The organism is Mycetocola sp. Y442, assembly GCF_056898615.1.
Genome location: NZ_JBXHBV010000002.1, coordinates 596,524 through 618,847, shown reverse-complemented (window position 1 = coordinate 618,847; position 22,324 = coordinate 596,524). Strand labels below are relative to the sequence as shown.

The 22,324-nt window shown below is 65.7% G+C and carries 21 protein-coding genes and 1 riboswitch; of the genes, 12 read left to right on the top strand and 9 right to left on the bottom strand.

The window, feature by feature from the left end; genetic code table 11:
- Positions 1–16 precede the first annotated feature (16 nt).
- Both AC1X6S_RS09500 and AC1X6S_RS09495 read right to left on the bottom strand, forming a co-directional pair.
- A complete protein-coding gene (locus AC1X6S_RS09500; protein ID WP_483405891.1) occupies positions 17–769 on the bottom strand; it encodes an MIP/aquaporin family protein in 753 nt (250 codons plus the stop codon).
- A 153-nt stretch (positions 770–922) separates the two neighbouring features.
- Positions 923–2,650, bottom strand: coding sequence for a glycerol-3-phosphate dehydrogenase/oxidase (locus tag AC1X6S_RS09495; protein WP_483405506.1), 1,728 nt, complete (start codon positions 2,648–2,650; stop codon positions 923–925).
- 191 nt (positions 2,651–2,841) lie between these two features.
- Here AC1X6S_RS09495 and AC1X6S_RS09490 point away from each other — a divergent pair, with 191 nt between their 5' ends.
- From AC1X6S_RS09490 to AC1X6S_RS09450, 9 genes are all read left to right on the top strand, one after another.
- The gene (locus AC1X6S_RS09490; RefSeq protein ID WP_483405505.1) at positions 2,842–3,813 is read left to right on the top strand and encodes a sugar-binding transcriptional regulator; all 972 of its coding nucleotides are present in this window, start codon (positions 2,842–2,844) and stop codon (positions 3,811–3,813) included.
- 76 nt (positions 3,814–3,889) lie between these two features.
- Positions 3,890–4,039, top strand: a riboswitch (FMN riboswitch).
- 99 nt (positions 4,040–4,138) lie between these two features.
- The gene (ribD, locus tag AC1X6S_RS09485; RefSeq protein ID WP_483405504.1) at positions 4,139–5,194 is read left to right on the top strand and encodes a bifunctional diaminohydroxyphosphoribosylaminopyrimidine deaminase/5-amino-6-(5-phosphoribosylamino)uracil reductase RibD; all 1,056 of its coding nucleotides are present in this window, start codon (positions 4,139–4,141) and stop codon (positions 5,192–5,194) included.
- A 1-nt stretch (position 5,195) separates the two neighbouring features.
- Positions 5,196–5,855 carry a riboflavin synthase gene (locus tag AC1X6S_RS09480; protein ID WP_483405503.1) on the top strand — a complete coding sequence of 220 codons (660 nt, stop codon included), beginning with the start codon at positions 5,196–5,198 and terminating at the stop codon, positions 5,853–5,855.
- Entirely contained in the window at positions 5,852–7,132 is a 1,281-nt protein-coding gene (gene ribB, locus AC1X6S_RS09475; protein ID WP_483405502.1) for a 3,4-dihydroxy-2-butanone-4-phosphate synthase, read from the top strand. Before AC1X6S_RS09480 ends, ribB begins: the two co-directional genes overlap by 4 nt.
- Positions 7,129–7,599 (top strand): 6,7-dimethyl-8-ribityllumazine synthase, encoded by a 471-nt coding sequence (gene ribH / locus AC1X6S_RS09470; RefSeq protein WP_483405501.1) that lies wholly within the window; start codon positions 7,129–7,131, stop codon positions 7,597–7,599. The genes ribB and ribH overlap by 4 nt, the downstream gene beginning before the upstream one ends.
- 235 nt (positions 7,600–7,834) lie before the next feature.
- The gene (locus AC1X6S_RS09465) at positions 7,835–9,232 is read left to right on the top strand and encodes an Nramp family divalent metal transporter (RefSeq protein ID WP_483405500.1); all 1,398 of its coding nucleotides are present in this window, start codon (positions 7,835–7,837) and stop codon (positions 9,230–9,232) included.
- A 93-nt stretch (positions 9,233–9,325) separates the two neighbouring features.
- Positions 9,326–10,342 carry an alcohol dehydrogenase catalytic domain-containing protein gene (locus AC1X6S_RS09460; RefSeq protein WP_483405499.1) on the top strand — a complete coding sequence of 339 codons (1,017 nt, stop codon included), beginning with the start codon at positions 9,326–9,328 and terminating at the stop codon, positions 10,340–10,342.
- A 164-nt stretch (positions 10,343–10,506) separates the two neighbouring features.
- Positions 10,507–11,862 carry an MFS transporter gene (locus AC1X6S_RS09455; protein WP_483405498.1) on the top strand — a complete coding sequence of 452 codons (1,356 nt, stop codon included), beginning with the start codon at positions 10,507–10,509 and terminating at the stop codon, positions 11,860–11,862.
- A 159-nt stretch (positions 11,863–12,021) separates the two neighbouring features.
- Positions 12,022–12,849, top strand: a complete 828-nt coding sequence (locus tag AC1X6S_RS09450; protein ID WP_483405497.1) for a class I SAM-dependent methyltransferase — start codon at positions 12,022–12,024, stop codon at positions 12,847–12,849.
- Positions 12,850–12,986: 137 nt separating this feature from the next.
- Here the strand turns inward: AC1X6S_RS09450 and AC1X6S_RS09445 are convergent, their stop codons facing one another.
- Complete coding sequence (locus AC1X6S_RS09445; RefSeq protein ID WP_483405496.1) at positions 12,987–13,658, bottom strand: GAP family protein; 672 nt, start codon at positions 13,656–13,658, stop codon at positions 12,987–12,989.
- A gap of 141 nt (positions 13,659–13,799) precedes the next feature.
- Between AC1X6S_RS09445 and AC1X6S_RS09440 the strand changes: the two genes are divergently transcribed.
- Both AC1X6S_RS09440 and AC1X6S_RS09435 read left to right on the top strand, forming a co-directional pair.
- Positions 13,800–14,015 (top strand): hypothetical protein, encoded by a 216-nt coding sequence (locus AC1X6S_RS09440; protein ID WP_483405495.1) that lies wholly within the window; start codon positions 13,800–13,802, stop codon positions 14,013–14,015.
- Positions 14,016–14,051: 36 nt separating this feature from the next.
- Positions 14,052–15,992 carry an ABC transporter ATP-binding protein gene (locus tag AC1X6S_RS09435; protein WP_483405494.1) on the top strand — a complete coding sequence of 647 codons (1,941 nt, stop codon included), beginning with the start codon at positions 14,052–14,054 and terminating at the stop codon, positions 15,990–15,992.
- Positions 15,993–16,002: 10 nt separating this feature from the next.
- Here the strand turns inward: AC1X6S_RS09435 and AC1X6S_RS09430 are convergent, their stop codons facing one another.
- The 5 genes from AC1X6S_RS09430 to AC1X6S_RS09410 form a co-directional block, all read right to left on the bottom strand.
- Positions 16,003–16,260, bottom strand: a complete 258-nt coding sequence (locus AC1X6S_RS09430; RefSeq protein ID WP_483405493.1) for a zinc-ribbon domain-containing protein — start codon at positions 16,258–16,260, stop codon at positions 16,003–16,005.
- An 84-nt stretch (positions 16,261–16,344) separates the two neighbouring features.
- Positions 16,345–17,211 carry a M23 family metallopeptidase gene (locus AC1X6S_RS09425; RefSeq protein ID WP_483405492.1) on the bottom strand — a complete coding sequence of 289 codons (867 nt, stop codon included), beginning with the start codon at positions 17,209–17,211 and terminating at the stop codon, positions 16,345–16,347.
- A complete protein-coding gene (locus AC1X6S_RS09420; RefSeq protein ID WP_483405491.1) occupies positions 17,211–17,750 on the bottom strand; it encodes an ArsR/SmtB family transcription factor in 540 nt (179 codons plus the stop codon). Before AC1X6S_RS09420 ends, AC1X6S_RS09425 begins: the two co-directional genes overlap by 1 nt.
- A gap of 54 nt (positions 17,751–17,804) precedes the next feature.
- Positions 17,805–18,146 (bottom strand): hypothetical protein, encoded by a 342-nt coding sequence (locus AC1X6S_RS09415; protein ID WP_483405490.1) that lies wholly within the window; start codon positions 18,144–18,146, stop codon positions 17,805–17,807.
- 204 nt (positions 18,147–18,350) lie between these two features.
- Entirely contained in the window at positions 18,351–20,228 is a 1,878-nt protein-coding gene (locus AC1X6S_RS09410) for a phosphoenolpyruvate carboxykinase (GTP) (RefSeq protein ID WP_483405489.1), read from the bottom strand.
- A 123-nt stretch (positions 20,229–20,351) separates the two neighbouring features.
- Between AC1X6S_RS09410 and AC1X6S_RS09405 the strand changes: the two genes are divergently transcribed.
- The gene (locus AC1X6S_RS09405) at positions 20,352–21,794 is read left to right on the top strand and encodes a helix-turn-helix domain-containing protein (protein WP_483405488.1); all 1,443 of its coding nucleotides are present in this window, start codon (positions 20,352–20,354) and stop codon (positions 21,792–21,794) included.
- Between the two features lie 100 nt (positions 21,795–21,894).
- Here AC1X6S_RS09405 and AC1X6S_RS09400 read toward each other — a convergent pair whose 3' ends face one another.
- On the bottom strand, positions 21,895–22,227 hold the full coding sequence (locus AC1X6S_RS09400) for a DUF7882 family protein (protein WP_483405487.1): 333 nt from the start codon (positions 22,225–22,227) through the stop codon (positions 21,895–21,897).
- Positions 22,228–22,324 lie beyond the last annotated feature (97 nt).

The following is a 22,324-nucleotide window of genomic DNA, read 5'->3' as shown; positions in this document are numbered from 1 at the left end:
CGCGCTGGGGGCCCGGCTAGATCACCGGAAGCAGAACGAGCGATGACCAGCCGGCGATCGCCCCACCGAGAAGCGGACCGACGACCGGCACCCAGGCGTAGCTCCAGTCGCTTGTGCCCTTGGCCTTGATCGGCAGGACGGCGTGTGCAATCCGGGGGGCGAGGTCACGGGCTGGGTTGATTGCGTATCCGGTTGGCCCACCGAGCGAAATACCGATGGCAACAACCACGATAGCAACGGGCAGCGCGCCGAGAGCAGCGAGCCCCGGCGTCTCACCCTGTCGACTGAACGAGATCACGGCGAACACGAGCACAAACGTGCCGACGACCTCGGTGATGGTGTTCCACACGTAGCCGCGGATGGCGGGGCCTGTCGAGAAAACAGCGAGCTTTGCAGCCGGGTCATCCGACTCGTCGAAGTGCTGCTTATAGGTGAGAAACACGAGAACCGCTCCGAGGAAGGCACCGAGCATCTGCCCACCGAAGTAGGTCAGAACCGACACGAAGTCGACAGGAATCCCCGGCACGAATTCCTCCGTCCCCGCGGCAGCCAGACCGACAGTCACCGCCGGATTCAGGTGGGCACCCGAGAGGTAAGCGGCGAGCACACCGATGAAGACGGCGAAGCCCCAACCGAAGTTGATCAGCAGCCAGCCGCCGTTGAACCCCTTCGTCTTCGACAGCACAACGTTGGCGACGACTCCGCCACCGAGAAGGATGAGGAGCGCCGTTCCGACGACCTCCGAGAGAAAGACCTGTCCTAATGTGATGTCCACGTTGACCTCCTTGTTTAGCTCCGAGCCGAATGCCCCCGGATAGGGGTGTTTTTCGATTCACAGTGAAACGTACAGACGAAGTACGGGACGAGACAAGGGCACGAGGTGAGAATACGGACGGTTATTCCACGGGTTCCGCCGTCGCTGTTACCGGCTCGAAATCGACTCGTCGGTCGCGAGGGCGACGCCGTGCTCCGTGCGGAGAACACTGGCCGCGGTCGTGATCTGCCGCAGCGTCTCCTCCTCGGTCCAGGACAGCACGGGAGCAAGGATGCCGGCCAGTTCCGTCAGGAGGCCCATCGACGCACCCCCGGTGAAGGCGATGCTCGTCCGGCGCTGGAGAACGTCGGTGAGGTGAACCACCGACTCGGCGCGCGCGATCCGCTGGATCTCCTGGACGCTGTAGTCGGGAGCGAACCGGAGAGGGGTGTCTCCCGACTCGGCGAACTCTTCGATAATCGCACTCGCGTGCATTCCGTAACGCTCGAGCAGCTGCGTCGCCCGCACCCTGCCGACCTCGCGGGAGTTGTCGGCGATCCAGACGCGCATCGCGGCATCCGTCCTGGGGAATCCGACTCCGCCACCGATCGGGGTACCGAGCGTGGACACGGAGCGGCTGGCCCCGAGCAACGCGAGCGCATCGTTCGCCAGGTGCTCCGCGAGTGCGCGGAACGTCGTCCATTTGCCGCCGACCAGACTGAGCATCGTCGATGTGCCGAGCTGAGACGACACAATCCGGTAGTCACGGGAGACGAAGCCGGGGGCGAGGTCGCCGTGACCCGGGAGCGGTCGGATGCCGGAGAACCGGTACACGATCTCGCTGCGATTCACGGGAACATTCGGGAAGACGTGCTCGATGAGTTCGAAGAAGTAGTCGACCTCTTCTTCGGTGCACACGGCCTTCTCGCGCGGGTCGGCCTCGAGATCGGTCGTTCCGACCATGACCTTGCCCTTGAGCGGGTAGATGAGGACGATGCGGCCATCCTTGTGCTCGAAGAAGATCTCGCGACCGCCAGTCGCGGCGAGGAGTTCCGGGTTGTCGAGGACGATGTGCGAGCCCTTGGTTCCGCCCATGAGCGCGGTCTCCTGACCGAGAGCGGCGTTGGTGAGGTCGGTCCACGGACCAGACGCGTTGATCACGACGTCGGCCGCCATGACGAACTCTTCGCCGGAGACCGTGTCGCGGAGGCGAACCGAGCCGCCGTCCAGTCCCACTGCCTCGACGTAGTTCGCTGCCCGCGCGTGGGGGCCCGCGGCGAGTCCGTCGTGCAGCACGTCGAGTGCGAGGCGCTCAGGGTCGTGGACTGACGCGTCGAAGTAGGTCGCCGTGTACTTGATGCCATCGTTGAGCTGCGGCAACGCCTTGAGCGCTTTCTTCTTACCGACGAAGCGGTGGCGCGGCACGCTGCCGCCGTCGCGGGAGAATGCGTCGTAGAGAGTGAGGCCGACCTTGATCAGGAGCGCACCGCGTTCCTGCGGCTTGCCCTGCTTGTGGGTGAGGAAGCGCATGGGGGCGCTGATGATCCCCGAGAAGGTCGAGAAGATCGGCACCGTGGTCTCGAGCGGCTTGACGTAGTGCGGCGCAATCTTGATGAGCCCGTTGCGTTCGGTGACCGATTCCTTGACCAGGCGGAACTCGCCGTTCTCCAGGTAGCGGATGCCGCCGTGGATCATATGGCTTGACGCTGCGGATGCTCCGGAGCAGTAGTCGTTGCGCTCGACGAGCGTGACGTCGATGCCCTGCAGAGCGAGGTCGCGGAAGGTCGCCAGACCGTTGATCCCGCCGCCGATGATGAGCACCTTCGAGTTGGGGTGGGCGCGAAGCGCTTCCACGGCTTTCCTGCGCTCCGGCCGGCGGGCGTCGTGGTCGTTCATCGTGTGACTCCTTCTTGTGGTGCCGGTCGGCACACTGCTGCCGGGAAACTCGTTGTGGTGTTGGGTGGCAGACTGCTGCCGGTGTGGGACCGCATTCGCGTCGAGGACAAGCACTCTGCGTGGTCCCATCAGATTCTTCGGCTATATTCACTTCTGTGCAAACTCAGTGCACAGATGTGCAAGGAGAGTTCATGAATCAGTCACCTGCCGTTTCACTGTCCCCCAAGACCAGGGACGCTCTGACGGCCGCCCAGCTGTATTACCTGCAGGACCTGACGATGGAGGCCATCGCTCACGAACTGCATACCTCCCGCTCGTCGGTATCGCGGCTCCTGGGGCACGCCCGCGAAACCGGCCTCGTGGAGATCCAGGTGAAGTCCCCCCTTGACATGCCCCGCCAGCTCGAGGGCGATATCCAGGCGGCGTTCGGTGTCGTTGCACACGTCGTCCCTGTCCCCGACCAGACGAGTGACGTTGACCGCCTCGAGCGGGTGGCGATCTCCGCTGCACGGATTCTCGGCGGGTTCTTCGACTCGAACATGTCGATGGGAGTGGCCTGGGGATCGACCATGAGTGCCCTGTCCAGGCATCTGCTCGCCAAGCCGACGCACAACACGTCGATCGTCCAGCTCAATGGCGCCGCGAACCCGCGCACAACGGGTCTTCTCTACGCGAGCGAGATCCTTCAGCGGTTCGGTGCCGCGTACGGCGCAACAGTGCAGCAGTTCCCGGTCCCGGCAGTCTTCGATGACCCTGCGACGAAGGCAGCACTCTGGCGGGAGCGGAGTATCAGCCGCGTCGTCGAGCTGCAGAACAGCCTCGACGTCGTCGTTTTCGGCCTGGGCTCGCCGTTCTCGGGCGTTCCAAGCCACGTCTACATCGGCGGCTACCTCGACGACGACGATTTCGCCCAGCTTCGCGCGGCCGGTGTCGTTGGCGATGTCGCCACAGTGTTCTACCGCGAAGACGGCTCGACCGACGGCATCCCGCTCAATGACCGCTCGAGCGGTCCAAGCATCGACGTGCTCGCCGCCACCGCAAGGCGTGTGTGCGTCGTCGCCGGCCAGACCAAACTGCAGAGTCTCAGGGGCGCTCTCGCTGCCGGCCTCGTCACAGACCTCATCGTCGACTCGGGCACGGCCAGAATGCTCGTCAGCGGCTGACGCCATCCGCGGTGCGTGACGGAAACCGATGGGAATAGACCAGGCTCGCCGCTGTTGACCTACGATGGAAATCAGAAACGTGCTCCGGGGTCGGTGAAAGTCCGAACCGGCGGTGATAGTCCGCGAGCCGGTCGCAGCAATGCGACTGGTTGAGCTGGTGAAACTCCAGCACCGACGGTAATGGGTTGCGAAAGCAACGCTCAGTCCGGATGGGAGGCAGCACGCGCGACACTGGGCAGCCATCTGCCGGGTGGCGCGACTCGAACGGCGCTACGCGCCGGTCGCGGCAACCCCCGGAGCTCTTGCGAGACGAGAGAAGATCCGAATGGTGAGCGACACAGCCGAAGCCGTAACCGCTTCGGGCGACGCTGTCCTCGACAGAGCCATGCGCCGGGCCTTCGACCTCGCCCGGCGTGGGCCGGAACGCGGGGTGAACCCGCAGGTGGGCTGCGTCATCACCGACGCGAGCGGTGCCGTCATCACCGAAGGCTGGCACCGCGGCGCCGGCACTGCCCACGCGGAAGTCGATGCACTCTCGCACCTCGACGGGCCAGTTCCTGCCGGAGCAACGGCGGTGGTCACCCTCGAACCGTGCAATCACACCGGGCGAACCGGCCCGTGCACCCAGGCGCTCATCGACCGCGGAATCTCGCGCGTTGCGTACTCGGTGGCCGACCCGGGTCGCCACTCCGGCGGTGGCGCAGGCCGCCTCCGGGCTGCGGGAGTCGACGTGATCCCGAACGTGCTCACCGCCGAAGGAGAAGCGCTGATCGCCGACTGGCTGCGCGCCACCCGCCTCGGCCGCCCGTACGTCATCGCGAAGTGGGCACAGTCGCTCGACGGTCGCGGTGCCGCCGCCGATGGCTCGAGCCAGTGGATCACCGGCCCCGTTGCCCGAGCGGACGTCCACCGCCGACGTGGCGCCGCCGATGCGATCGGCGTCGGGACGGGTACCGTCCTCGCCGACGATCCGGCGCTCACCGCCCGTACCGAGGACGGCGCATTCCTCCCCGACCAGCCCATCCCCGTCATCTTCGGGACGCGCGCGGTTCCCGACAACGCCCGACTCCTCGACCACCCGCACTCCCCCGTTCTGCTGAGTGGCGGGGACCTCGCCGCCGACCTCGAGAGCCTGGCGCAGCGCGGCATCCGCTCACTGTTTGTCGAAGGGGGCCCGACGCTGATCAGCGCGCTGACGGCCGCCGGTCTCGTCGACGAATATCTCCTCTATATCGCCCCGGCGCTCCTGGGCGGCCCTCGAACGGCGCTCGGCGACATCGGTGTCGGCTCGATCGACGAGATGCGCCGCCTGGAGATCGAGTCGGTCGAGACACTTGGCGACGATCTGCTGATCGTCGCACTCCCGAAAGGAAACCTCTGACATGTTCACCGGAATAGTTGAAGAGATCGGCGAGGTCACCGCGGTCGACCGCTCGACGGATGCCGCTCGCATCACCGTGCGGGGGCCGGTCGCCGTGACCGGTGCGCGCCACGGAGACTCGATCAGCGTGTCGGGCGTATGCCTGACTGTTGTGGACCGCACCAACGAGACCTTCACCGTCGACGTGATGGCTGAGACACTCAGGATGTCCACTCTCAACGACGTCGCCCCCGGGCGCGCGGTCAACCTCGAACGGGCAGCGGAGGTCGGCGGCCGGCTCGGTGGCCACATCGTGCAGGGCCACATCGACGGGACCGCAACGATCCTCGACGTGACCGATGGCAGCGCGTGGCGGGTCGTGCGGTTCAGTCTGGCCCCGGAACTCGCGCCCCTCGTCGCGCGCAAGGGTTCGATTGCCGTCGACGGCATCTCGCTCACCGTGAGCGACGTGTCGCCCCCCACCGAGAGCGACCAGTGGTTCGAGGTCTCCCTCATTCCCGAGACGCTCGCCGCCACCACCCTCGGCGCGCGCGGCGTCGGAGACACCGTCAATATCGAAACAGACATCGTCGCACGGCACGTCGAGCGGATGCTCGCCCTGCGGTCGGCTACAGAACGGATGCCGGCGGTTCAACTCGCCGGTGAAAGGAGCGACGCATGAGCCTCGCGACAATCCCCCAGGCGCTGAGAGCGCTGCGTGAGGGCAAACCGGTACTCGTGGCCGACGATGAAGGACGCGAGAACGAGGGAGACATCATTCTCTCTGCCGAGCTTGCAACCAGGGACTGGGTCGCCTGGACCGTGCGGCACTCCAGCGGCTACATTTGCGCTCCGATGTCGAACGAACTCGCCGACCGGCTCGAGCTTCCGATCATGGTTCCCGCGAGTCAGGACGTACGCCGGACGGCATACACGATCACCGTCGACGCCGCTGAGCATGTCACGACGGGCATCAGCGCGGCCGACCGTGCCACAACGCTTCGGGTGCTCGGCAACCCGGGCGTCCTGGCGACCGATCTCATACGGCCGGGCCACATCGTGCCGCTCCGCGCGGTCGATGGCGGAGTGCGGGAACGCGCCGGTCACACCGAGGCCGCCGTCGAACTCATGCGACTCGCCGGGCTCAGCCCCGTCGGCGCTATCTGTGAGGTCATCGACGAGAACGGCGACATGATGCGCCTGCCCGGGCTGATCGAGCTCGGACTGGAGCACGACCTCCCTGTGATCACGATCGCGGCGCTCATCGACTTCGTCACCGAGCAGGAGTCCGGCCCGGAACCGTCAGAAGAGCTCACGCCCGTTGCCCCGTCTTCTCCCGTCCTCTTCGAGGTCGAAACGAACGTTCCAACGACCCACGGCACATTCCGCATCCGGGCCTACCGGGACAGGAACACGGGAGCCGATCATGTCGCCATCATCGCCGGGGATCCGAAACCGGGCGCGCTTGTGCGCGTGCACTCGGAATGCCTCACCGGCGAAGCCTTCGGTTCGCTCAAGTGCGAGTGCGGCCCACAGCTCGACGCTGCACTCGACACGATCCGGAGACACGACGGGGCCGTCATCTATCTGCGCGGCCACGAGGGACGCGGCATCGGCCTGATCAACAAGCTGCGTGCCTACCAGCTGCAGGAGGAGGGGCTCGACACCCTCGACGCCAACCTCGCGCTCGGGCTCCCGGGAGACGCCCGCAGCTACCAGGCGGCATCCGCCATTCTTCAGGACCTCGGGCTGACCGAGATCCGCCTGCTCACCAACAACCCGGAGAAGGCCCGCCAGCTCGAAGAGTTCGGCATCACCGTCACCGAACGGGTGCCGCTCGTCGTCGGCGTCGGCGCACTCAACGAGTCGTACCTCCAAACCAAGCGCGACCGCATGGGTCACGAATACGCACCAGCACAGATCATGGCCGAAGGCCAGGAAGCAGGAACCCGCTCATGAGTGGACACGGATCCCCCGCTATCGCCGCGAACGGCGAGGGCCTCAGCATCGTCGTCGTGGCTGGCCAGTGGCACACCGAGATCACCGACGGGTTGATCGCGGGAGCGACGAAGGCTCTCGACGAATCCGGAGCGAGCTACACCCTGGTCAGGGTTCCCGGCAGCTTCGAGCTGCCCGTCGCGGCGAAGGTCGCCCTGGAGGCGGGAGCTGACGCGGTTGTGGCGCTCGGCGTGATCATCCGCGGCGGCACTCCCCACTTCGAGTACGTGTCGGATGCCGCAACCTCCGGCCTCACGCACGTCACCCTGCAGACGGGCAAGCCCGTCGGATTCGGCGTGCTCACCCTCGACGACGAGCAGCAGGGGCTCGACCGCGCCGGCCTGCCCGGCTCGAAGGAGGACAAGGGACGTGAGGCCGCCGAGGCCGCCGTCGCGACCGCAGTGCTGCTCAGGCAGCTGCGGGGGTAGCGCGCCGCGACGCACCCGCCCCGCACCCTGGACCCTACGTCCCGCGCCCCCGGTGCCGACGTTTCGGGAGGAACATCGCGGGGGCCAACCGGCTATGGGCCGCAGACCCCACGATTCTCCTCCCAGGGTGCACCCGCCTCCGCTTCCGTTGCACCCTCTGGCCTCCCGTCGAGTGAACTGCTAACTTGGCCGGTGTGTCGGGCCGACACCGGCGCGAGTTGGCAAGGAGGCCATCATGACGACGCCATCTGACGCGACCACGATCACCCGCTCAGATCCGTACATTCTCGACGGGACTCAGGTCAAGGAGCCGCCGACAACGCTCGCCGGCCGGTTCCGTTTCCTTGGGCCAGGGATGATTACCTCAGCCGCGGTCGTCGGCTCCGGAGAACTGCTGACGGCAACCGCCCTCGGCGCTCAGGCCGGCTTCACGCTGTTCTGGCTGGTCTTCGTGTCGACGTTCGTCAAAGTCTGGGTGCAGATCGAGCTTGCGCGATGGACGATATCGACCGGTCGCGTCGCCGTTGCCGGTTATGACGACGTACCACCGCGCCTCGGCAAGCGCGGGTGGATGGCCTGGCTCGTCCTGCTCATGTTCCTCCAGTTCCTCACGAGCCAGGCCGGAGTAATCAGCGCTGCAGCATTCGCCTTCAGCACGCTGTTTCCCTTCGGGGACGATCCGTATTCGCTGGTCTCGATCGGATCGTGGGTCGCGATCCTCGCGGTCCTCGCGATCCTCATCCATATCGCCAACAAGTACACAGTCGTCGAGCGGGTATCGACGGTTCTCGTCTTCATCGTGACGGCTTTCGCTGTCGCGATGGTGTTCCTGATCCAGAGGACCGAGTTCGCCTGGACCGGCGCCGACCTCGGTGAGGGATTCCAGTTCCAGATCGCCGTCGGCGCCATGGGCATTGCCCTGTCGATGTTCGGACTCACCGGGGTCGGGGCCGGAGAGATGACGGCGTACACCTACTGGTGTGTCGAAAAGGGCTACGCAGCGTGGACCGGCCCCAAGGACGCGTCCGAAGCCTGGGAGCGTCGAGCCCGCGGCTGGATCGGTGTCATGAAAGTTGACGCCTGGGTGTCCTGGGTGATTTACACCATCAGCACCGCCGCCTTCTACATGCTCGGGGCAGCCGTCCTGCATCCGCAGGGCATTGTGCCGGAGGGCACAGAGGTCATGACGACGCTCTCCGGAACCTTCGAGGCCGGCGTCGGGGCATGGGGCGCAACGGTCTTCCTGCTCGGCGCCGGGGTAGCGCTGTTCAAGACAATCATCGCGAACGTTCCGAGCCTCGGCCGGCAAATCGGGAACACCCTCTCGCTCTTCGGTGCGTTCGACTGGTTTAACCAGAAGCAGCGGGACCGTTGGATGCGCTGGATCATGATCGTGTTGCCGATCATCTGGGGGCTCTTCGGAACGATCGTCTCATCGCCGCTGCCGCTCGTGATTATTGCCGGATTACTCAACGCCGTGTTCCTCATCGGCGTTGCCATCGCGACCGTTTACCTGTCACGCACCCAAACGGACCAGCGGGTTAAGGACGGCCGGGCGACAACGGTCATGCTGCTCATCTCGGCGCTATCCATCATCGCCGTCGGCGTGATCGGACTGGTCAACGCGTTCTGACATCGGACTCAATCCGTGTCAGCGCCGGCAATCTCCTGAGTAGTCTCCTGTCCACGCCGATCACCGTGTCGGCCTCGCAGTTGGGAAAGTCCTATGCGCGTCCTCGAACTCCATGCACCAGGCGACCTGCGGCTGACGAGCCGCCCCGCCCCGGTTGTCGGCCGAGATCAGGTTCTGATCCGAGTGGCATGGGCAGGCATTTGCGGTTCCGACATCTCGTACTGGAAATCGGGCCGATCCGGAAGCGCTGTGCAGGAGCATCCGTTCGTTCCTGGCCACGAACTGTCGGGCACCGTGACCGCTGTTGGCGCGGCCGTGACCTCGATTGACGAGGGAGCGCGGGTAGTCGTTCACCCAGCGTCCACGAGCGGAGTTCTGCCGTCGCGCTTGACCGGACGAATGAACCTCCACCCGAATCTCACCTACCTCGGCTCTGCGGCGGTGTTCCCGCACAGAGACGGCGCTTTCGCCGAGGAAATTGTCGTTCACCACGATCAGGTACGACTTGTCCCCGAGGGCTTGTGCCTGCGCAGGGCCGCGCTGGCGGAGCCCTTCTCCGTGGCGCTGCACGCGGTGGTCCGAGCGGGTGATGTCGAGGGACAAACCGTGATGGTGAGCGGGTGCGGCCCGGTGGGTGCGCTGTCGATCATCGCGTTGCGAGCCGCGGGAGCGCGGAAAATCCTCGCGACAGACCTGGCCCATGCGGCGCGCGATCGGGCACGCCGGGTCGGCGCTGATCAGGTCTTCGACGTTGGCCAGGCTGCGTCAGACGAATTCGCTGTCGCGCTCGAAGCGTCGGGGGCGCCAGCCTCACTCGCACAGCTGCTTCGGACGGTCGCCGTCGGCGGGACCATCGTGCAGGTAGGCAATCTTCCGCTCGACCCGATTGCACTGCCACTCGCTCTCCTGGTGAGCCATGAACTCGACCTTCGCGGGGCCTTCCGATTCACCGATGAGATGGATCGCGCGCTTGCTGTGTTGCGAGATACGCCGATTGCAGACGACCTGATCACACACACGTTCCCACTCGAGCGCGCCAGGGAAGCATTCGCGGTCGCCGCCGACGGCGCTGCGAGTTGCAAGGTACTGATCGAATTTGACGGCTCCTGACGATTTGCACCGATCACGGCTATGGGGTTTTTGCCCTCGAGAAGACTGGGCGTAAGGTGTGAAAGCCGCGCCACAAGCGCGACCCACTGTATGTTCCGCCGTTGGGGTTGGCAGACGCGACCGGCCCGCGCCTCCAATGGCTCCTTCACCGACGAGAGAGCACCATGTCAGCCTCAGCCACCATCCCCTCACAGGCTCCAGCCAACCCGAAGTCGCGGGTCGTCCTCGCGTCCCTCATCGGGACGACCATCGAGTTCTACGACTTCTACGTCTACGCGACGGCCGCCGTCCTGGTCTTCCCGTACCTCTTCTTCCCGGCCGGCAACGAGACGACCGCCCTGCTGTCGTCGTTCGCCATCTTCGGTGCCGCCATGGTCGCCCGTCCGCTCGGAGCCGTCTTCTTCGGACACCTCGGCGACAGGGTCGGGCGCAAAACCACGCTGGTCGCTGCCCTCCTCACGATGGGTATCGCCACCTTCCTCATCGGTCTGCTCCCGACGTACCTCGTCATCGGCTGGTTCGCCCCGCTGCTGCTCGTCGTGCTGCGCCTCGCCCAGGGCTTTGCGCTCGGTGGCGAGTGGAGCGGTGCCGCTCTCGTCGCTACCGAGAACGCACCGGTCGGCAAGCGCGCCTGGTACGGCACCTTCCCGCAGCTTGGCGCCCCGATCGGCTTCATCATCGCGAACGGCCTGTTCCTGATCATCGCTTTCGTCCTCCCCTCCGAAGACCCGTCGCGGCCGTCTGACGCGTTCCTCGACTGGGGCTGGCGCATCCCGTTCCTGTTCTCGGCGGTCATGGTCATCGTCGGACTCTGGGTACGACTCAAGCTCGTCGAGAGTGACGCCTTCACCAAGACCGTGAAGTCGGGCAAGGTCTCCAAGCTGCCGCTCAAGCTGGTCTTCAAGACCAACTGGCGCGAGCTCATCCTCGGCACCTTCTTCATGCTCGCCACCTACGTGCTGTTCTACCTGATGACGACGTTCTCGCTGAGCTACGGCCGCGCACCGATCGACCCGGCGGAGGGCCAGCAGCCAGGCCTCGGCTACAGCTACAACACGTTTGTGCTCATGCTCATCGCCGGCGTGGTCTTCTTCGGTATCTTCACGCTGCTGTCAGGCCCGTGGGCAGACAAGTTCGGCCGCCGCAAGACACTGATCATCGTCACGTCGGGCATCATCGTGTTCGGACTGCTCTGGGTGCCGCTGCTCAGCGGCGGGTTCGTCGGCGTGATGGCGTTCCTCATCATCGGGTTCAGCCTCATGGGCATGACCTTCGGTCCGATGGGTGCACTCCTGCCCGAGCTGTTCCCGACCAACGTGCGCTACACCGGATCCGGCATCTCCTACAACGTGTCGTCGATCCTCGGCGCCGCTGTCGCCCCGTTCATCGCCGTGTGGCTGTGGGCTGAAGCCGACGGAAGCCCGGTCCTCGTCGGCGTCTACCTCGCCGTCATGGGCCTCATCACACTGGTGGCGCTCATCATCGGCAAGGAAACCAAGGACGTCGACATCGACCGATAAGTTCACGTCCCAACAACGGATGCCGTCCCTCGCCTCGCGGGGGGCGGCATCCGTCGTTTAAGGCTCACGACCCCGTTTCGCCGCACCGCCGCCGGTCCCATACTGAGGGCACAACACCAGCGGAGCTGGTACCGGCCCCGCGCGAACGAAAGGAAGACAATGACCGACGTCACCACCGATGCCGACAAGGCATTGAAAGCCAAACATCGCACGATGTGGGCTCTGGGGAACTACCCCGAACTCGCCGCCGACCTGATCTCGGACCTCGGCGCAACGATCGTGGAAGCGCTCCGGATCGGGCCCGGCCAGCGCGTGCTCGACATCGCGGCCGGGTCAGGCAACGCCGCCATCCCCGCAGCGCAGGCGGGAGCCGATGTCGTCGCAAGCGACCTCACTCCTGAGCTCCTCGAGGCGGGGTCACGCCGGGCGGAAGAGCTTGGGGTCCAGCTGGACTGGCGGCAGGCCGATGCCGAGGCTTTGCCGTTCGCCGACGGCGAGTTCGACACCGTCATGTCGACGGTCGGCATCATGTTCGCCCCTCGGCACGAGGTCAGCGCCGACGAGTTGCTCCGCGTGTGCCGGACCGGCGGCAGAATCGGGCTCATCAGCTGGACCCCCGAGGGCTTCATCGGGCAGATGTTCGCGACGATGAAGCCGTACGCTCCCCCGCCTCCACCAGGCGCCTCTCCCCCGCCGCTCTGGGGTTCGGAGGAGCACGTCAAGTCGCTGATCGGTGATCGGGTGAACGAGTTCACCTCGACTCACAAGATCCTGCAGGTGACGCGATTCAACTCAGCCGAAGAACTGCGCGACTACTTCAAAGCGCGCTATGGCCCGACGATCGTCACGTACAAGAACATCGGCGATGACGCCGACCGGATTGCGGCCCTCGACCGCGATCTGGTCGACCTGGTCAATCGGTTCGACGCCGGCGGCTGCACGCTCGAGTGGGAGTACCTGCTCGTCACCGCGACGAGAGCCCCATAGAGCGAACGGATGCCGTCCCTCGCCTCGCGCGGGACGGCATCCGTTGCTCACAGCGTCGAGAACATCACTTCCGGTCGAGCCCATCAGTTCCGCCGGATGCTTTCGACCGGAAGTGATGCTCTCGTGCCGGGCGCGGCTCAGAACGAGCTGATGCCATCCCCGATGAGTTCGGCGCCGAGGAGAAGGAGCGCAACCGCGAGCACGGTCGGGCCGTTCCGGACGAGCCAGGTGCGCAGATCCGCGAGCGGCTTCTGCCACGCATCTGTGGCCATCTGGTACCCGACGATGGTGATCAGCACCGTCGAAACTGCAATAACGACGAAGATGAGCACACTGACGATCGTGTCGCGGAGATTGAGTTCGGCCCCGCCGATGGTGAGTCCTGCCGCGATCCCGAGCGCGAGGTTCTTGGGCGCGAGCGCTCCCAGCCCGAAGCCGAGCGCGATCCCCTGCGTAACGGTCATCTCCTCCGCAGCGGCCATCCACCGCGGCAATACGCCGGCGCGGCCGGGCAGCGGGCGAAGCCGCCACTGTCCGACGGCGAGATAAACGAGGAGCGCACCGAGCACAAGCCTCACGATCCCCGCGATCGGTGTCGAGTCATCCCCCGCGTCTTCCGGGAGGGCGTTGGCGATCGCGGTGAGAGCGACGACCGGCACGATCACACCGAGCAGCCATCCACCGAGGAAACCAAGGCCCGCCGGAACAGATTTCGGCGTGAGCATCAGCGTAATCGCTGCCACCAGCGGAATAGGGCTGAGCGCTATACCGACTGCGGCTGTGAGGATCTCGCCGATTACCGAACCCATGTGTGCTCCTTCTGGAAGGGTATCCAGCTTATCCGCGTCGTTGGCGCGCGGAGGCGGGTTGCAAACGTCACGGCAGCCGTGCATGGCCGGGTTCGTCAACAAAGGTTGACGGCTCACAACTCGTCAACTATCGTTGACACCATGGGCACAGGAACCATCGCAACACTGGCCGGGGAAGCAGGTTCAAACGACCCGATCGCGGCTCTCCGGGCCATCGCCAAACTCCGCAAGGAACTCGACCAGGTCGAAGCAATCGCCGTCCGCCGGGCAAGAAACGCCAACGCACCCTGGCAGTTGATCGCGCTTGCACTCGGTGTGAGCAAACAAGCAGTTCACAAGAAGTATGGTCGAAGCTGACCTCCCGTCATTCCCCAAGGATCCAAGGACACCCGCATGTCAGCCCCCAGCAGTACCCGGCCAGCCCGTCGCTCTCTCTCCGGACGATCGCCGAAAACCGATGAGGGCCCGCGTGCCCGGTTCAGTGAACTGATCCCCTACCTCTTCGAGCACAAACGGATCCTCTGGTTCATCATCGCGCTGAGCATCCTCGGCTCGGCCGCATCGCTTGCCCAGCCGCTTCTCGTCAGCCAGGTCATCGGCATCGTCGAGCAGGGCAAGGCGCTCGGCGGGCTGGTCTGGGCACTCATCGCGCTCGTCGTCGTCTCCGGGGTCATCTCCGGCTACCAGCACTACCTCCTGCAGCGCACCGGTGAGGGCGTCGTCCTCTCCAGCCGCCGCAAACTCGTCGCACGCATGCTGCACCTGCCGATCTCCGAGTTCGACACCCGCCGCACAGGCGACCTCGTGTCCCGCGTGAGCAGCGACACCACGCTCCTCCGTGCTGTGCTCACCCAGGGGCTCGTCGAGGCGGTCGGCGGCATCATCACATTTATCGGCGCCCTCATCGCCATGCTCATCATCGACCCGGTGCTGCTCGGCCTCACCGCGCTCGTCATCGCCGTGTCGATCGTCACCGTCGTCGCCCTCTCCGGAAAGATCCGGGTCGCGAGCCAGCGCGCCCAGGCCAAGGTGGGCGACCTTGCCGCCTCCGTCGAGCGCGCCATCAGCTCGGTTCGGACCGTGCGGGCATCGAACGCAACGGATCGCGAGATCGCCACCGTCGACAACGACGCCACGGGCGCATGGCGCATGGGCATCCAGGTCGCGAAGGTGTCCGCTCTCGTCGTCCCCGTCGCCGGCATCGCCATGCAGGTATCGTTCCTCGTCGTTCTCGGCGTCGGCGGGTTCCGGGTGGCGAGCGGCGCGATCACCATCGCGAGCCTGGTCGCCTTCATTCTGTTCCTCTTCATGATGATCATGCCGCTCGGCCAGGCATTCGGTGCGATCTCCGCGACCAACCAGGCGCTCGGCGCCCTCGGCCGCATCCAGGAGATCATCAACCTGCCACGCGAAGACGACGCGGATGCCGCCATCGCCGCGACCGTCGCCGCCCCCGGCATCCGCTCCGCCAGCGCGCCCGCGATCGAGTTCGATTCGGTGGTCTTCTCCTACCCGGCTGCGGCCGTCGATGACACAACCAAGACGGACAAGGACGCCGCCGCTGGCGTCGACCCGGACCGCGACACCCTCACACCCAGCGACCTGACGAGCGACCTCGCGCCGGTTGCCAACACCGACAAACGCCGACCGGGCGACCCGGTACTGCGCGGGGTCAGTTTCACGGCGGCTCGTGGGCAGCGCACCGCACTTGTCGGCCCGTCCGGGGCAGGCAAGTCGACGATCCTCGGTCTCATCGAGCGGTTCTACGACCCTGAAGCCGGGGCGATCCGCTTCGGCGGCGTCGACATCCGCACGATGCCGCGCACGGAACTCCGCTCGCAGATCGGGTACGTGGAACAGGACGCCCCAGTGCTCGCCGGATCCATCCGCGACAACCTGCTGCTGTCGACCCCTGACGCCACCGACGAGGACTGCATCCGCGTACTGCACGCGGTCAACCTCACCGATGTGCTCGACCGCAACCCGCTCGGACTCGGCGCACCGGTCGGCGAGGAGGGCATCATGCTCTCCGGTGGAGAGCGTCAGCGCCTCGCCATCGCGCGAGCGCTGCTCTCCGCTCCCCCGATCCTCCTGCTCGACGAATCCACGTCGTCGCTCGACGGCGTGAACGAACAGAAGATGCGGCTCGCGATCGACGCAGTGGCCGAGGACCGCACACTCATCGTGATCGCGCACCGCCTCTCGACGGTCGTCGACAGCGACACGATCGTGGTTCTCGACCAGGGCCGCGTGGTCGGTTCGGGTACGCACTCCGAGCTCGTGGCATCCGTCCCCCTCTACAAGGAACTCGCCAAGCACCAGCTCCTGGTCTAGGCGCGGCGGGTCAGCTGACCTGGCGGTTACGGGCTGCCCACTCGATTCCGTGGGTGGCCTGCTCCTTGGTCAGCGGTGTAGTTCCCCCGCAGTTCGAGCAGGTGACGTAGTACTGCTTGCGGAGCGTGAACAGCGGGATGAAGAACACTGAGACCTTCGTTGCGCTCTCGATGACGTCCTGCGAGGCATGTGTGCCGCAGAACTGGCAGAGGAAGTTCACAACGACGAGTACCCGGTTGCGGAGCGTTGTTCCGAAAATGAGGAGCATCCGTCGAGTGTAGGTAACGCACGGCGGCCACAAGGAGGGGTTGCGCTGACGCCGCTTACCACTTCCGGGCGGAACGCATCCCGGTCAGCGCGATTCCACCACGCAGGCGGCGTCCATGTGCTGGCCGTCGCCGGGAAGAGCGTCCCGCGACTCACCGTCGTCATCGACACGGATGCCTGCGAACAGGAAAGGGATGCCCTGCGCTGTCCACAGCGAACGGCGGTCCATGAGCTGGGCATGGACATGCGGCTCACTCGTGTTTCCCGTGTTTCCACACGCGGCGATGAGCTGGCCCGCCTCGACCCTGTCGCCCTCCGCCACGAGCAACGAGTCCTTCTTCAGGTGTGCGACCAGGGCGTACACGCCATCGGCGCCCCGGATCGTGACGTGGTTCCCCACGATGAACCCCGGCCCGCCGACCTCACGGAGAGCTCCCTCGACCATCATGTAGATCACCCCGAGCGAGGTGGAGCGCGCGCGGTGGTCACGCTGGCTGCCCGACGCGCTGACAACGACGCCGTCGATCATCGCCCGAACCGGCTGCCCGAATGCCGGGTAGTCGGCCGGAGGTCGCATCGGCGATCCCGAACCGAATGCGGGTCGCACGCGATCCAGAGGCTCATGGACAAGGTCGATGGCATACGCCTGCCCATACGCACGGATGCCGTGACTTGGCACCTTGGTCTCTGGACTGTTGATTCCCAGCCAGCGCCCTGTGACCGGCGAAGTGACGGGGACCGGAGGACGCACGGGAAGCCGTTTGGCGGCCAGGGCGATACTGAGGAGAACCGCCAGAAGCCCGAGTGCGCCAACCAACGGGAGCAGACCCAGCATTCTGATGACCGGACCGTCCTCCATCACAGTATCCAGGACTCCCTCCACGACGATGAGTGCGGCGGAGATCACGAGGATCACGCTTCGGACGCGGTAGAGCCCCATAAGCGACCGCATTACTCCACCGCCGCGAGACACGCGAGCAGGGGGACAACGCGACGAGCGGGGACCTCGTAGCTGCCCCGCCCACTCTGCGTCACCCATCCGGTCGAGACCAATTGCCGCAGGTGGTGGTGGAGCTGGCCCGTGGTCCCGAGCGACTGGAGCGCGGCGAGGTCGGCGGTCGCGTGGGTACCCGAGAGAATGTGTCGCAGCAGCTCCAGTCGCACCGGGTGTCCGAGTGCCGCGAATGCCGCAGCCCGATCGCTCCACTCCACCTCGAACAGCCCGGAGGTGCCGGCGCCCTGTTGCCACTCAACCGGCGCCCCGGTCGGGAGCGTTACGGCGCCGACAAGCAGCACCGCGCCATCCCGCGTCGATGCGTGGTCCGCTAACCGCGAGCGCAGGCCTGACAGCGCCCAGAACGCGTCAGCGGATTCGGCTCCAGGCTCAGCCACCCGCGGGTGGGTCGTCGCACCGCTCTCAAGCGTCGCCACCCGCGAAGCAAGTGCGAGCAGCTGTTCCCTCAGCGTCTGTAATTCACTCTGATCATCCACCCGTCGATACTACGATAAAACGTAGTAACGAACCACGCTCACGCTGCAGGGGTCTCAGAGACTTCGGACGTAGGCGAACGCCTCGCGGGCGAACGCACTCCACCTGGCCTCTGTCTCCGGCACTCCGTCCGCTGGCGGGATCGCGATCCACTCGCGCATGGTGCGCGCTCCCATGGTGACCGGTTCAGCATCACCCGTGTCAACCAGGGCATCCGCGCGTTCCCGCGGCAGCTTCACAAGAAAGCGGTTCTCCGATCCCAGGAACGCCACGATCGCCTTCCCCGTTCTGAGCCCAGGGCTCCGGAACATGGTGCCCACTTCGATCGGGCCGTCCTTTTCCAGCGCGGCCGCAATCCGGTAGAGAATCTCGACCGATTCTTCCGGCACGTTTCTCATGCTCGCCCCGTCCTCGCAGTCATCGACAGCACGGCGCCATCCTAGGACGATCACCGGCGAGGAGACCAGCGACTGCCGCGGAACCTGTCGCTGAACACGCGACCGCGAGGTACCCGGAAGTGCTCTGAGACGGTCCCGCCAAGGTGTCTCAGAACACTTCCGGGCACCTCGCGGCATCCCTGTCAGGCCGGCTGTATGGCCCGGCTACCGGCTCTGGTGCAGCCTGTAACGCAGCGAGGCGAGTTCGGCGCGGAGGGCCGGTGGCACCCTGGAGCCGAAGGTGTTGAAAAACTCTTCGGTCAGGTCGGCCTCGACCAGCCATGACTCAGGATCGATGGCGAACAGCGCCTCAAGAGCGTCATCGGAGACGTCGATACCGTCCCGGTTGAGGTCTGCGAGCACCGGGATGCGACCCGCGGGCGTCTCCCGCGCCGGTACCTGTCCCTCGATGCGGCGAACGATCCACTCGAGCACCCGCGAGTTCTCGCCGAAGCCCGGCCAGAGGAACCCACCGTCGGCACCCTTGCGGAACCAGTTGACCTGGAAAATTCGCGGGGCCCGGTCGAAGCGAAGGTTCTGGCCAACCGCCAGCCAGTGCGCCCAGTAGTCGGCCATGTTGTACCCGCAGAACGGGAGCATCGCGAACGGATCGCGGCGCAACTCACCGACGGTTCCTTCGGCGGCCGCCGTCTTCTCGCTTGAGATGGTCGCGCCCATGAACACGCCGTGGGTCCAGTCGGTGGCCTCGACGACAAGAGGGACATTGGTGGCGCGCCGCCCACCGAACAGTACGGCGTCGAGAGGGACAGCGTCCTCCCAGTCATCAGCGATCGACGGGCACTGGGCTGCTGCCACGGTGAAACGGGAATTCGGGTGAGCCGCCGGCCGCCCGGAGTCAGGCGTCCAGTCGTTGCCCTCCCAGTCGATGAGGTGATCGGGAGCCTTATCGGTGAGGCCCTCCCACCAGACGTCCCCGTCGTCACGCAGCGCAACGTTGGTGAAGATCGTGTTGCCCCAGAGCGTTTCAACGGCGGTGACGTTGGTCGACTGGCCGGTGCCTGGGGCGACGCCGAAGAATCCGGCTTCGGGGTTGATGGCCCACATCCTGCCGTCCTCACCGGGACGAAGCCAGACGATGTCATCACCGAGGGTCTCGATGCGCCAGCCCGGGATCGTGGGGCGCAACATCGCGAGGTTCGTCTTGCCGCAGGCGGACGGGAACGCGGCAGCGACGTGGTACTTCTTACCCTCGGGCGAGATGATGCGAACGAGCAGCATGTGTTCGGCGAGCCAGCCCTCGTCGCGCCCCATGACGCTCGCGATGCGCAGCGCGAAGCATTTCTTGGCCAGCAGGGCGTTGCCGCCGTAACCGGAGCCGTACGACCACACCTCTCGCGATTCGGGAAACTGCACGATGTATTTGGTGTCGCTGCACGGCCAGGGCACATCTGCGTCGTCTGGGCCGAGCGGTGCACCGACCGAATGCACGGTCTTCACCCAGGGAACACCGTCAGCGATGAGGTCGAGAACCGTGTCGCTCGCGCGGGTCATGATGCCCATGGAGAGCACGGCGTAGACGGAATCGGTGATCTGAACCCCGAGCTGCGAGAGCGGGCCACCGACAGCGCCCATCGAGAACGGAACGACGTACATCGTGCGACCGCGCATGCTTCCCGAAAAGACAGCATCCAGTTCACCACGCATCGACTCGGGGTCCTGCCAGTTGTTCGTCGGCCCCGCGTCCTCTTCCCTGTCCGAGCAGATGAAGGTGCGGGATTCGACCCGGGCGACATCGCTCGGCGCGCTCCTGGCGAGGTAACTGTTGGGGCGCCACTCAGGGTTGAGCTTGATGAACTTGCCCTCGGCGACCATCTGCTTGGTCAGCCTGTCACTCTCACGGACCGACCCGTCACACCAGACGACCTCGTCGGGCTGCGCCAGTGCGGCAATCGAGTCGACCCAGGCACGAAGTTTGTCGAGGGGGGCGGATGCTTCGGTGCCGGCGATCGGGGCGGACTCCGTCTCGAGGAGCCCGGGGGTCGGAGTGGTGACCGTGAGACGGTCGACTTCGGCGATCGACATGGGAGCTCCTCTGCTGCGTTGCGTGCTGTAAAAGTTGACCTGCATCCACTCTCACAAAGAAATCCCTCGGATAATCAAGAAAGAGGCGTTAAGAATCGCCCTTCTTTCGGTTACGGTAAAGGCATGACTCGACCGACCTCCGATCTCTCCACGCTGGGGCATCGCATCCGTCACTTTCGAACCGAGCACAACCTGACACTCGATGATCTCGGGGAGCGCGTTGATCTCGCCGGAAGCCAGCTCTCCCTCATCGAGAACGGCAAGCGCGAACCCAAGCTCTCGACGCTCCAGGCGATCGCCACCGCCCTCGGTGTGGCGCTGACCGATCTGCTGTCGACCGAGGCACCGAACCCGAGGGCGGCGCTCGAGATCGAACTGCGACGCTTCCAGCAGAGTTCGCTCTACACCGAGCTGGGCCTGCCCGCCGTCAAACCGACGAAAGGCATGAGCGATGACGCACTCGCAGCACTCGTCGGCCTGCACCGCGAACTCCAGCGGAAGGCGACCGAGGCGATCGCCACGCCCGAGGAGGCCCGTCGCGCGAACACCGAGCTGCGGGAAAACATGCGCGAGCGCGACAACTACCTGCCGGAGATCGAGGACCTCGCTGAAGCCCGCCTCGCAGCGGCGGGTCACGTGCGCGGAGCGCTCACCCACCGCACGGTGAGCATCATGGCCGAACAACTCGGCCTGAGCCTGATCTACGTCAATGACCTGCCGCACTCAGCGAGAAGTGTCACCGACCTCGCCAACGGCCGGATCTACCTGCCGCCCGCCTCCATTCCCGGAGGCCACGGCCTCCGGTCGATGGCGCTCCAGGCGATGGCTCACCGGCTGCTCGGGCACACCCGGCCGACGAGCTACGCCGCGTTTCTGCAGCAACGGCTCGAGATCAACTACTTTGCCGCCTGTTGTCTCATGCCGCAGAAAGCCGCCGTCGACTTCCTCACCCAGGCGAAACGCGAACGGAACCTGGCGGTCGAGGACTTCCGTGACGCGTTCGGCGTCACCCATGAGGCCGCGGCGCTCCGGCTGACAAACCTCGCGACGAGGCACCTCGACATGCCATTCCACTTCCTTCGGGTCGGGGAGGACGGTTCCCTCGCGAAAGGCTACGAGAACGACAACCTTCCGCTTCCCGTCGACGTCACCGGCGCGATCGAAGGCCAGTTGGTGTGCCGCAAGTGGAGCGCACGAAGCGCGTTCGAGCGCACCAACCGCACGACGGAGCTCTACCAGTACACCGATACCCCCGCCGGCACCTTCTGGTGCGCAACGCAGACGGGCACGACCAGCGCTGGCGAATTCTCGATCTCGGTCGGGGTGCCGTTCAACCAGGCGAAATGGTTCCGCGGGCGGGAGACGACGGCGCGCGCGACGTCGACCTGCCCCGACCCGTCGTGCTGCCGCCGTCCGCCCACCACGCTCGCCGAGCGCTGGCGTGACAACGCCTGGCCGAGTGCGAGGTTGCACGCGCACGTGCTCGCTCCGCTGCCGAGCGGGACTTTTCCCGGTGTCGACGACTCCGAGGTGTACACCTTCCTGGAGAGGCACTCCACGGAGTAAGCCACGGAGTAAGCACCGAGTAAGCACCGAATGGGCGCCTCCGGCAGCACGCCGACAGCGCCCCGCGGGGCCCCTGCTCGGCAGGGCACCGCGGTTCGGGTCAGGCGGACCGACCTGCGCGGGACGCGTCCTCCGGCTCCTCGGTAATCGTCAGGCCCAGGGGACCGTACGACGAACTCATCATCGACTCGAGCCACTGTTTGTTCAACGCGGGCGACGCGTCGTCGCTGAAATGGAACTGCAGCGGTATGGCCGGCGACAGCCACAGCGAGGTACGCCCGAGTTCCTGGTCGGGGCCGAGTGGCCAACTGAGGTAGAAGCCTTCCCGGCGACGAAGCTTCGACCCGATAACCACCTTCAGGTGCGCGAGGAGTCGGTCCTCGAACTCATAAGTCTCGCCGAAGCCGTAGACCAAACTTCCCAATCTCTTCATTTCTCCTTAGCTCGTTGACGCCCATCGGCGCACTGGTTACCACCTGTGTTGACACACGCCCGGATGGCACGGGAAATCTGGATTATTGATGTGAGAC

Excerpts from the sequence above, each read along its gene's own strand:
- AC1X6S_RS09460 (WP_483405499.1), top strand. The coding sequence starts at position 9,326 with ATGCGCGTCCTCGAACTCCATGCACCAGGCGACCTGCGGCTGACGAGC.
- AC1X6S_RS09410 (WP_483405489.1), bottom strand. The coding sequence starts at position 20,228 with ATGTCGATCGCCGAAGTCGACCGTCTCACGGTCACCACTCCGACCCCC.
- AC1X6S_RS09415 (WP_483405490.1), bottom strand. The coding sequence starts at position 18,146 with ATGAGAAACGTGCCGGAAGAATCGGTCGAGATTCTCTACCGGATTGCG.
- ribD (WP_483405504.1), top strand. The coding sequence starts at position 4,139 with ATGGTGAGCGACACAGCCGAAGCCGTAACCGCTTCGGGCGACGCTGTC.
- ribH (WP_483405501.1), top strand. The coding sequence starts at position 7,129 with ATGAGTGGACACGGATCCCCCGCTATCGCCGCGAACGGCGAGGGCCTC.
- AC1X6S_RS09490 (WP_483405505.1), top strand. The coding sequence starts at position 2,842 with ATGAATCAGTCACCTGCCGTTTCACTGTCCCCCAAGACCAGGGACGCT.
- AC1X6S_RS09450 (WP_483405497.1), top strand. The coding sequence starts at position 12,022 with ATGACCGACGTCACCACCGATGCCGACAAGGCATTGAAAGCCAAACAT.
- AC1X6S_RS09465 (WP_483405500.1), top strand. The coding sequence starts at position 7,835 with ATGACGACGCCATCTGACGCGACCACGATCACCCGCTCAGATCCGTAC.
- AC1X6S_RS09495 (WP_483405506.1), bottom strand. The coding sequence starts at position 2,650 with ATGAACGACCACGACGCCCGCCGGCCGGAGCGCAGGAAAGCCGTGGAA.
- ribB (WP_483405502.1), top strand. The coding sequence starts at position 5,852 with ATGAGCCTCGCGACAATCCCCCAGGCGCTGAGAGCGCTGCGTGAGGGC.
- AC1X6S_RS09480 (WP_483405503.1), top strand. The coding sequence starts at position 5,196 with ATGTTCACCGGAATAGTTGAAGAGATCGGCGAGGTCACCGCGGTCGAC.
- AC1X6S_RS09440 (WP_483405495.1), top strand. The coding sequence starts at position 13,800 with ATGGGCACAGGAACCATCGCAACACTGGCCGGGGAAGCAGGTTCAAAC.
- AC1X6S_RS09400 (WP_483405487.1), bottom strand. The coding sequence starts at position 22,227 with ATGAAGAGATTGGGAAGTTTGGTCTACGGCTTCGGCGAGACTTATGAG.
- AC1X6S_RS09405 (WP_483405488.1), top strand. The coding sequence starts at position 20,352 with ATGACTCGACCGACCTCCGATCTCTCCACGCTGGGGCATCGCATCCGT.
- AC1X6S_RS09430 (WP_483405493.1), bottom strand. The coding sequence starts at position 16,260 with ATGCTCCTCATTTTCGGAACAACGCTCCGCAACCGGGTACTCGTCGTT.
- AC1X6S_RS09425 (WP_483405492.1), bottom strand. The coding sequence starts at position 17,211 with ATGCGGTCGCTTATGGGGCTCTACCGCGTCCGAAGCGTGATCCTCGTG.
- AC1X6S_RS09445 (WP_483405496.1), bottom strand. The coding sequence starts at position 13,658 with ATGGGTTCGGTAATCGGCGAGATCCTCACAGCCGCAGTCGGTATAGCG.
- AC1X6S_RS09435 (WP_483405494.1), top strand. The coding sequence starts at position 14,052 with ATGTCAGCCCCCAGCAGTACCCGGCCAGCCCGTCGCTCTCTCTCCGGA.
- AC1X6S_RS09455 (WP_483405498.1), top strand. The coding sequence starts at position 10,507 with ATGTCAGCCTCAGCCACCATCCCCTCACAGGCTCCAGCCAACCCGAAG.